Below are 7,101 nucleotides of genomic sequence, written 5' to 3'. Positions count from 1 at the left end.
CTTTCTATCTTCTATCTCACAGTCTCTCAAAGAACTTTCCGGAAGACTACCTCTCCCAGTTGCGCCCTGCTCTTCTGCAGGGCCGGCCCGCAGGCCACTCACTCGTGTTGTCGTTGTCTCCGAACCGGGCTGCCCTCGTTTGCGGAGTGCAAAGGTAGGAAACATTTTCCTCTTTGCAACAAAAACACTGACTTTTTTTTCTCTTTCTCCCCGGCCCGTCTGGCTGGGAGGCCCCTTCGAAACCTTCGTTTCAGAGCGGGTTGCAAAGGTAAGCAACCTTTTTGAACCTGCAAACAGCCAGGCGAAACTTTTTCTCTCTTTTTTCTCCGGCCGCCCCTGTCAGGAAGAGGCCTCCGAACGCCTCCTGCTGAAGCGGGCTGCAAAGGTAGGCAGAAGTTTCGTTTCCGCAAGCACCCGGCCAAAGTTTTTTTTCAGTAATCGTTCAGATGCCTTCGGTCTCGCTTTCATCCTCTGACGGCCGCCCTGCCGGCCGCCGCTTCGCTCCCTTCCCCCCGCCCCGTTGGACCGGGTTGGGAGTGCAAAGGTAGGAAACGTTTCCTCAACCGCAAGCGCCTGGGACGAACTCTCACCTCCGCCTGGGGGCGGTTCCCCCTAAGCCCCTCAGCCGCTGCGGGATTCTTTCAAAAGAAAGTTCGGGGTTTCTTTCTTCTCCGCCTGATGTTTACCTTTGTTTCGACGGCTTTGGTATAACAGCTACCAAGATGCTGTTAGTTCCAGGGTTATTAAGAATTATTTCTTATCCCTATACCTGAGCAGCTCCCCCTTGGGCGCTAGATGTTAACCTAAAATTAGCTACCTGAAGTTCCGTCTGAAATGAAAATTTTTCTCTTCTAATTATTGATAAATAAAAGGGCTCCGTCTTCAGCAGACGGAGCCCTTCCAATAAGTAAAAGTTAGCTTAAACTACCTTCACATTCTCTCTTCTAAGGGTACTCTTCCTATCTGGCCCTACAGATGCAATGGTTATCGGTACTTGCAGCTGTTCCTCTAAGAAACTCATATATTTATTGAATGCTTCAGGAAGCGCCTCCACAGCCTCTATCTGATTCAAGTCCACTCTCCAGCCTGGGAGTTCTTGGTATATTGGTTCTATACCTTCTTCCTCCAGTGAGTGCGGCAACTGGTCTGTTATTTCACCTGATGGCAACCTGTAATGTGTACATACCTTGATTACATCAAAGTCTGTAAGCACATCGGCTTTCATCATATTTAGCTGGGTTACGCCATTCAGCATAATGGAGTATTTCAGACTAGGTAAATCTACCCATCCGCAACGCCGTGGTCGGCCTGTAGTTGAGCCGAACTCTCTTCCGGCTTGTCTTATTTGTTCTCCTACCTCATCCAATAATTCAGTTGGGAAGGGACCACTGCCCACACGCGTACAATATGCTTTGAATATACCGTATACCTCACCTATGTGACGAGGCGCCACACCAAGACCAGTGCAAGCTCCGGCTACCAGAGTTGTAGAAGATGTTACATAAGGATATGTTCCAAAGTCTACATCCAATAAGGAGCCTTGCGCTCCCTCTGCCAATATCCGCTTGCCATTCTTGAGTGCATTGTTAATCATGTACTCGCTATCTACTAGCTTTAGGGTACGCAGATAGTCAACAGCGTCAAAGAAAGCCTGCTCCTGCTCTCCTAACTCTAAGGTATGACCATAGAATTCTACCGTCTTGCGGTGGCGGTCCAGCAACTTTTCGTACCGTTCTTTGAAGTCATCGGCTAGTATATCACCTACCCGTAAGCCTACTCTACCGATTTTATCCTGATAAGTAGGCCCTATACCTTTCAAAGTTGAGCCTATTTTCCCTTTGCCAAGGGCCTCTTCGGAGACTTTGTCTAATAGCTTGTGGGAGGGAAGTATAAGGGCCGCTTTCTTGGAGATGAACAGATTTTGTGTTGCGTCTACACCGCGGTCCTGCAGTTTCTGCATCTCGATGCGGAACACGATTGGGTCCAGCACAACGCCGTTGCCAATAATGTTCTGGATGCTGGGGTGGAAAATACCAGAGGGAATCTGGTGCAGTACGTGCTTGGTTCCTTCAAACTCTAGTGTGTGGCCCGCATTGGGGCCGCCCTGAAAACGGGCAACAATGTCATAGGTAGGTGCCAGTACGTCGACGATTTTGCCTTTGCCCTCGTCGCCCCACTGCAGACCTATTAATATGTCAACTGCCATTTATACTTTAGTAAATTGATTCCTTTAAGAATTGCGCTGCAAAGCTATCATTTTCTGCGATGGTAAAAATGGCGTTCAGCTTCGTAACAATCAAAAGTTTGCGGATGTGGTCAGATGGCTTGATGAGCACCAACTCGCCTCCCCTGTTGCGGAACTTTGTCAGCAACGATACCAACACGCCCATACCACTGCTGTCCATGAACCGGACATTGGAAAGGTCCACGGCGCAAAGCAACACCTTCTCCTCCACCTGCTCCTCTGCGGCGGCAATCATACGTTGCGTATCAGGCCCCGCTATAAGGTCTCCCTCCAGCCTGATGAAGAGCACCTCATCCTTCAGTTCTGTCTGATACTTCATGCTGTTTCTCTGTTGCTTTCTGGGCGCGGCAATCGCCGCAAACGCCGTATAGGTTTAGGGAATGGTGCAAGATATGAAAATTTAGAAGGTCGCCCACCATTGTCTGTATATTATGAATGCGCGGGTCGCAAAACTCCACCACCTTGTGGCACTCGGTACAGATGACGTGGTCGTGCTGCCGGTAACCGTACGATTTCTCGTACTGCGCCAGGTTGCGGCCAAACTGATGCTTGCTCACCAGGTCGTTCTCCACCAGCAGGTCCAGCGTGTTGTATACCGTGGCGCGGCTCACGCGGTAGTTCTTGTTTTTCATGCTGATGTAGAGCGACTCCACATCAAAGTGCCCGGAACGGGAATATATCTCCTCCAAGATGGCATAGCGCTCAGGCGTCTTCCTGAGACCCTTGCTTTCCAAGTAGGCCGTGAATATCTTCTTGACTTGTTCTATTCTATTTATCTGGTCTGGTAGCATGTCTTCTTTTCCTATTATATATAGTGTGTGAGCGGCAGACTAGTCGAAACGCTCTACCGTCAGCACGCCGTTTACCTTGCCCATCCGCTGAATCAGTTTGTCTAGGTGGCCGGTGTCATTTACAAAAACCATGATGTTGCCCTCAAAGATTCCATCATGCGAATCTATGGTGATGGAGCGCATGTTCACGCGCAAGCTGTTTGAGATGATGCGCGTCAGGTCATTAACAAGACCGACACGGTCCGTTCCCTTGATACGTATACCTGCCAGGAAAGCGAGCTCCTTCTGGTCGGTCCACTTGGCCTTGATGATGCGGTTGCCATAGTTGGACATCAGTTCTATACCTCGCTTGCAGTTGGTGCGGTGTATTTCGATACCATCTTCCTCCGTTTCAAAGCCAAACACCTCATCGCCAGGTATAGGATTGCAACAGGAAGCCACTTTATAGGCCATGTTGGAGGTATTCTCCCCTATGACCAACATGTCAGATGTTACGCCTCTTATTTTCTGCACCTCCCTATCAAAGGACTTCGGCTCCAGCATAGAAGAGCCCCGCTCGGCCTGCGCCGTGAAAATAACCTCCTTGATATTCTTGATGTCGATATGTCCGGTGGCGATGCGGTAATGCAGGTCCTGAACCGTTGGCACGTTGAAGAAGGCCATCAGTTTGTTCAGGTTCGCCTGGCTCTCAGGCACGTTCAATTGGGCAAGCCGCTTCTCCAGCATCGCCATACCTTGTTCTGACTTGTTCTTGCGCTCCTCCCGCAGGTATTCCTTTATGCGGGAACGGGCCTTAGACGTCACTACATAGTCCAGCCATTCCTCGTTCGGCTTCTGCTTCTGCGAAGTGAGTATCTCTACCTGGTCTCCGTTTCGTAGCCGGAAACTCAACGGCACCAGTTTCTGGTTCACCTTGGCGCCCAGGCACTGCAACCCAATCTGTGAGTGAATCTCAAAGGCGAAGTCCAGAGCAGTGGCTTTGTCTGGCAAAATGAGCAGTTCGCCTTTCGGTGTGAACACGAAGACCTCCTCCACGAACAGGTTCTTGCGGAACTCGTCCATGAACTCGAGGGCGTTGGCTGTGTTGTTCTCCAGCATATCGCGCACCTTGTTTATCCACATCTCCAAGCCAGACTCCCCGCCACTTCCATCACTCTTATACTTCCAGTGGGCGGCATATCCGCGCTCGGCAATCTCGTCCATGCGCTCGGTGCGGATTTGCACCTCCACCCACTGCCCGGATTTACTCATCACGGTGGTATGGAGCGACTCGTAGCCGTTAGCCTTGGGAGTGTTCACCCAGTCGCGCAGGCGGTCCGGGTTAGGCTGGTAGAAGTCCGTGATGATAGAGTATACCTGCCAGCAGGCGGCCTTCTCATACTCCAGTGGCACATCCAGGGTAATGCGTATAGCGAAGAGGTCGTAAATCTCCTCAAAGGTGATGTTCTGCTTCTTTATCTTCTTTAATATAGAGTAGATGGATTTTGGCCGGCCCTTGATATTGAACTTGAAACCGTGGCGCCTCAACTCCTCCTCAATAGGCGAGATGAAGTCTTTGATAAACTTGCTCCTGGCGGTGCGGGTCTGGCGGATTTTGGTGGAGATTTCCTTGTACGTCTCAGTATCGGTGTACTTCAGGTATAGGTCCTCCAACTCCGACTTGATGGCGTACAGCCCCAGGCGGTGGGCCAGCGGCGCGTACAGGTACATGGTCTCAGAAGCGATTTTGAGCTGCTTGTGGCGCGGCATGCTGTCCAGGGTACGCATGTTGTGCAGGCGGTCGGCCAGTTTGATGAGTATCACCCGTACGTCGTCGGAGAGGGTGAGCAGCATCTTGCGGAAGTTCTCGGCCTGCTGCGAGGTACCGTAATCAAATACGCCTGATATCTTGGTGAGCCCTTCGATGATGCGGGCCACGCTGGGGCCGAACTCACGCTCAATCTCGTCCACCTCCATGTCCGTGTCCTCCACCACGTCGTGCAGCAGTGCCGCCACAATGGAGGTCGTGCCTAAGCCTATCTCCTCTACTGCTATCTGGGCTACGGCGAGCGGGTGCAGGATGTAGGGCTCCCCTGACTTGCGGCGCATGTCCTTGTGCGCCTCTACAGAGGTATTGAAAGCTTTTTTGATAATCTTGGCATCGTTGTCCTTCAGGAAGGGCTTGGCATACCTTAATAATCGGCGGTAGTGTCTTAAGATCTCTTTGCGTTCTGCTTCCGGATCAATCATATTAGTGCTCAGGTAGAAAAGTATAGTGCGCTCCGGCTCTCCAAACCAGTAACTATGCTTATGCTGGTATCTATAAGTATAAATTAGGCAGCGGCATTTTAAGTTTCAAATATAAGTGAATATAAGCTTCCATACACACCGGGCCTGTGCAATCGTGCTATAAATTGATACTGAGGCGCTAAGGTCACGTAGCGGGCTTCTGCTACCCGCACATTAAAAAATATTAGCGTTTTTTTGGACAGGCCACTTGCATTTAAAAATAGCGTGTGTAAATTTGCACCATCATTACAAACAAGCACACATGCGGATGTGGCGAAATTGGTAGACGCACTAGACTTAGGATCTAGCGCTGCGAGGCATGGGGGTTCGAGTCCCTCCATCCGCACACAAACTGAACCCTCAACAGCCCATGTTGGGGGTTTGTTTTTACTAGATGTATCATCACTAAATTATTGTAAGCCTTGAATATTACATTAAATCAAACCGACGGCACTAACGCTCAACTGAAGGTAGTCCTGGAAGAGGCGGATTACGCTCCTAAGGTTGACCAGCAAGTAAAAGAATACAGCAAGAAAGCCCAGATTAAGGGTTTCAGACCTGGTAAAGTGCCTGCCGGCCTTATCAAGAAGATGTATGGCAAGAGCATACTGGTAGAGTCTATCAACAAGATTCTGCAGGAGGAAATCTCCAACTACATCAAGACAAACGATGTGAAGCTGCTGGGCGAGCCCCTTCCAGACCCTAACCAGGAGTCTATTGACTGGGATAACCAGAAGCAGTTTGAATTCAACTATGCAGTTGGACTGCTTCCTGAAATCAACCTCCCGTTGGATAAAAGCGTAGAGGGATACACCATTGAAGTAGACCAGGCTACGATTGACGAGGCTTACGAGAACCTGAAGCGCCAGTTCGGCAAAACTACCAACCCAGAGGCATCAGAGGAAGGCGACTTCATCTACGGTGACCTGAAGCAGGTGGAAGGCGATTTTGAATCCAAGACGCTTATACCTACCAACCGTGTGGTGGCAGGAAAAGAGCAGTTTGTAGGCGTAAAGGCCGGTGACACTATTCGTTTTGACATCCGTCAGGCATTTGGTGATGACAACAGCGCGCTGGCACACGTTACTGGTCTGAGCAAAGACGTGGTAGCTGACCTGAACGGCGAGTTTGAATTCACTGTGGAGAAAATCAACCGCACGGAGCCGGCCGAACTGAACCAAGAACTTTTTGACAAGCTTTTCGGTAAAGATGTCGTAACTACAGAAGATGAGTTCGACTCCAAAATCCGTGAGACCATCAAGGAGAACTATGACCGTGAGGCTGACAACCTACTGAGCCGCAACATCATCGATACACTGGTAGACAACGTGGACGTGGAACTCCCTACCGAGTTCTTCAAGCGCTGGTTGCAGGTGACTAACGAAGGCCGACTGACCACAGAGCAGATTGAGGAGAACTTTGACAAGTATCTTCGCGAGCTGAAGTGGTCTATGATTAAGAACAAGGTGGTTGAGGAGAACGAGCTGAAAGTGACCAACGAAGAGGTTGTGGATGCCACTAAGGAGAAGATGCTGGCGCAGTTCAACATGCCGGAAATACCAGAAGAACTGGTGGAGAGCATGAATAACTACGCAAACCAGTACCTAAGCCAGGACAATGGCCGTAACTACATCAATGAGTACGAGCAGCTGCTGGCCGAGAAGGTGCTCGCTAAACTGAAAGAGAAAATGACTGTTGTAGAGAAGACAATCTCTGCAGAGGACTTCAAGAACCTTTCCTTCTAGGGAAGTAGATTATATTTTACTTAAAAAGTCCTTTATTTTTTAAAGGACTTTT

At 49.9% G+C, this 7,101-nt stretch carries 6 protein-coding genes and 1 tRNA gene; 3 read left to right on the top strand and 4 right to left on the bottom strand.

Features of this window, described 5'->3' with window-relative positions:
- Window positions 1-475 (top strand): hypothetical protein (locus tag B051_RS22690; protein WP_211214309.1); only part of this gene is annotated, 475 nt, incomplete at its 5' end.
- A 444-nt stretch (window positions 476-919) separates the two neighbouring features.
- On the opposite strand, the gene B051_RS0106420 is transcribed toward B051_RS22690, so the two are convergent.
- The 4 genes from B051_RS0106420 to B051_RS0106405 are packed head-to-tail and all read right to left on the bottom strand — an operon-like array spanning window position 920 to window position 5,265.
- Window positions 920-2,206, bottom strand: coding sequence for an adenylosuccinate synthase (locus B051_RS0106420; protein WP_018477360.1), 1,287 nt, complete (start codon window positions 2,204-2,206; stop codon window positions 920-922).
- Window positions 2,207-2,213: 7 nt separating this feature from the next.
- On the bottom strand, window positions 2,214-2,564 hold the full coding sequence (locus B051_RS0106415) for an STAS domain-containing protein (RefSeq protein ID WP_018477359.1): 351 nt from the start codon (window positions 2,562-2,564) through the stop codon (window positions 2,214-2,216).
- A complete protein-coding gene (locus tag B051_RS0106410; RefSeq protein WP_018477358.1) occupies window positions 2,536-3,036 on the bottom strand; it encodes a Fur family transcriptional regulator in 501 nt (166 codons plus the stop codon). The genes B051_RS0106415 and B051_RS0106410 overlap by 29 nt, the downstream gene beginning before the upstream one ends.
- A gap of 39 nt (window positions 3,037-3,075) precedes the next feature.
- A complete protein-coding gene (locus tag B051_RS0106405) occupies window positions 3,076-5,265 on the bottom strand; it encodes a RelA/SpoT family protein (RefSeq protein ID WP_018477357.1) in 2,190 nt (729 codons plus the stop codon).
- A gap of 303 nt (window positions 5,266-5,568) precedes the next feature.
- Here B051_RS0106405 and B051_RS0106400 point away from each other — a divergent pair.
- Window positions 5,569-5,650: transfer RNA gene (locus tag B051_RS0106400), tRNA-Leu, on the top strand.
- Window positions 5,651-5,726: 76 nt separating this feature from the next.
- Window positions 5,727-7,049 carry a trigger factor gene (tig, locus tag B051_RS0106395; RefSeq protein WP_018477356.1) on the top strand — a complete coding sequence of 441 codons (1,323 nt, stop codon included), beginning with the start codon at window positions 5,727-5,729 and terminating at the stop codon, window positions 7,047-7,049.
- The last annotated feature ends 52 nt before the right edge of the window (window positions 7,050-7,101 follow it).

This window comes from Pontibacter roseus DSM 17521, from assembly GCF_000373265.1.
Taxonomy (GTDB): domain Bacteria; phylum Bacteroidota; class Bacteroidia; order Cytophagales; family Hymenobacteraceae; genus Pontibacter; species Pontibacter roseus.
This window is presented reverse-complemented; position numbering and strand designations above follow the sequence as displayed.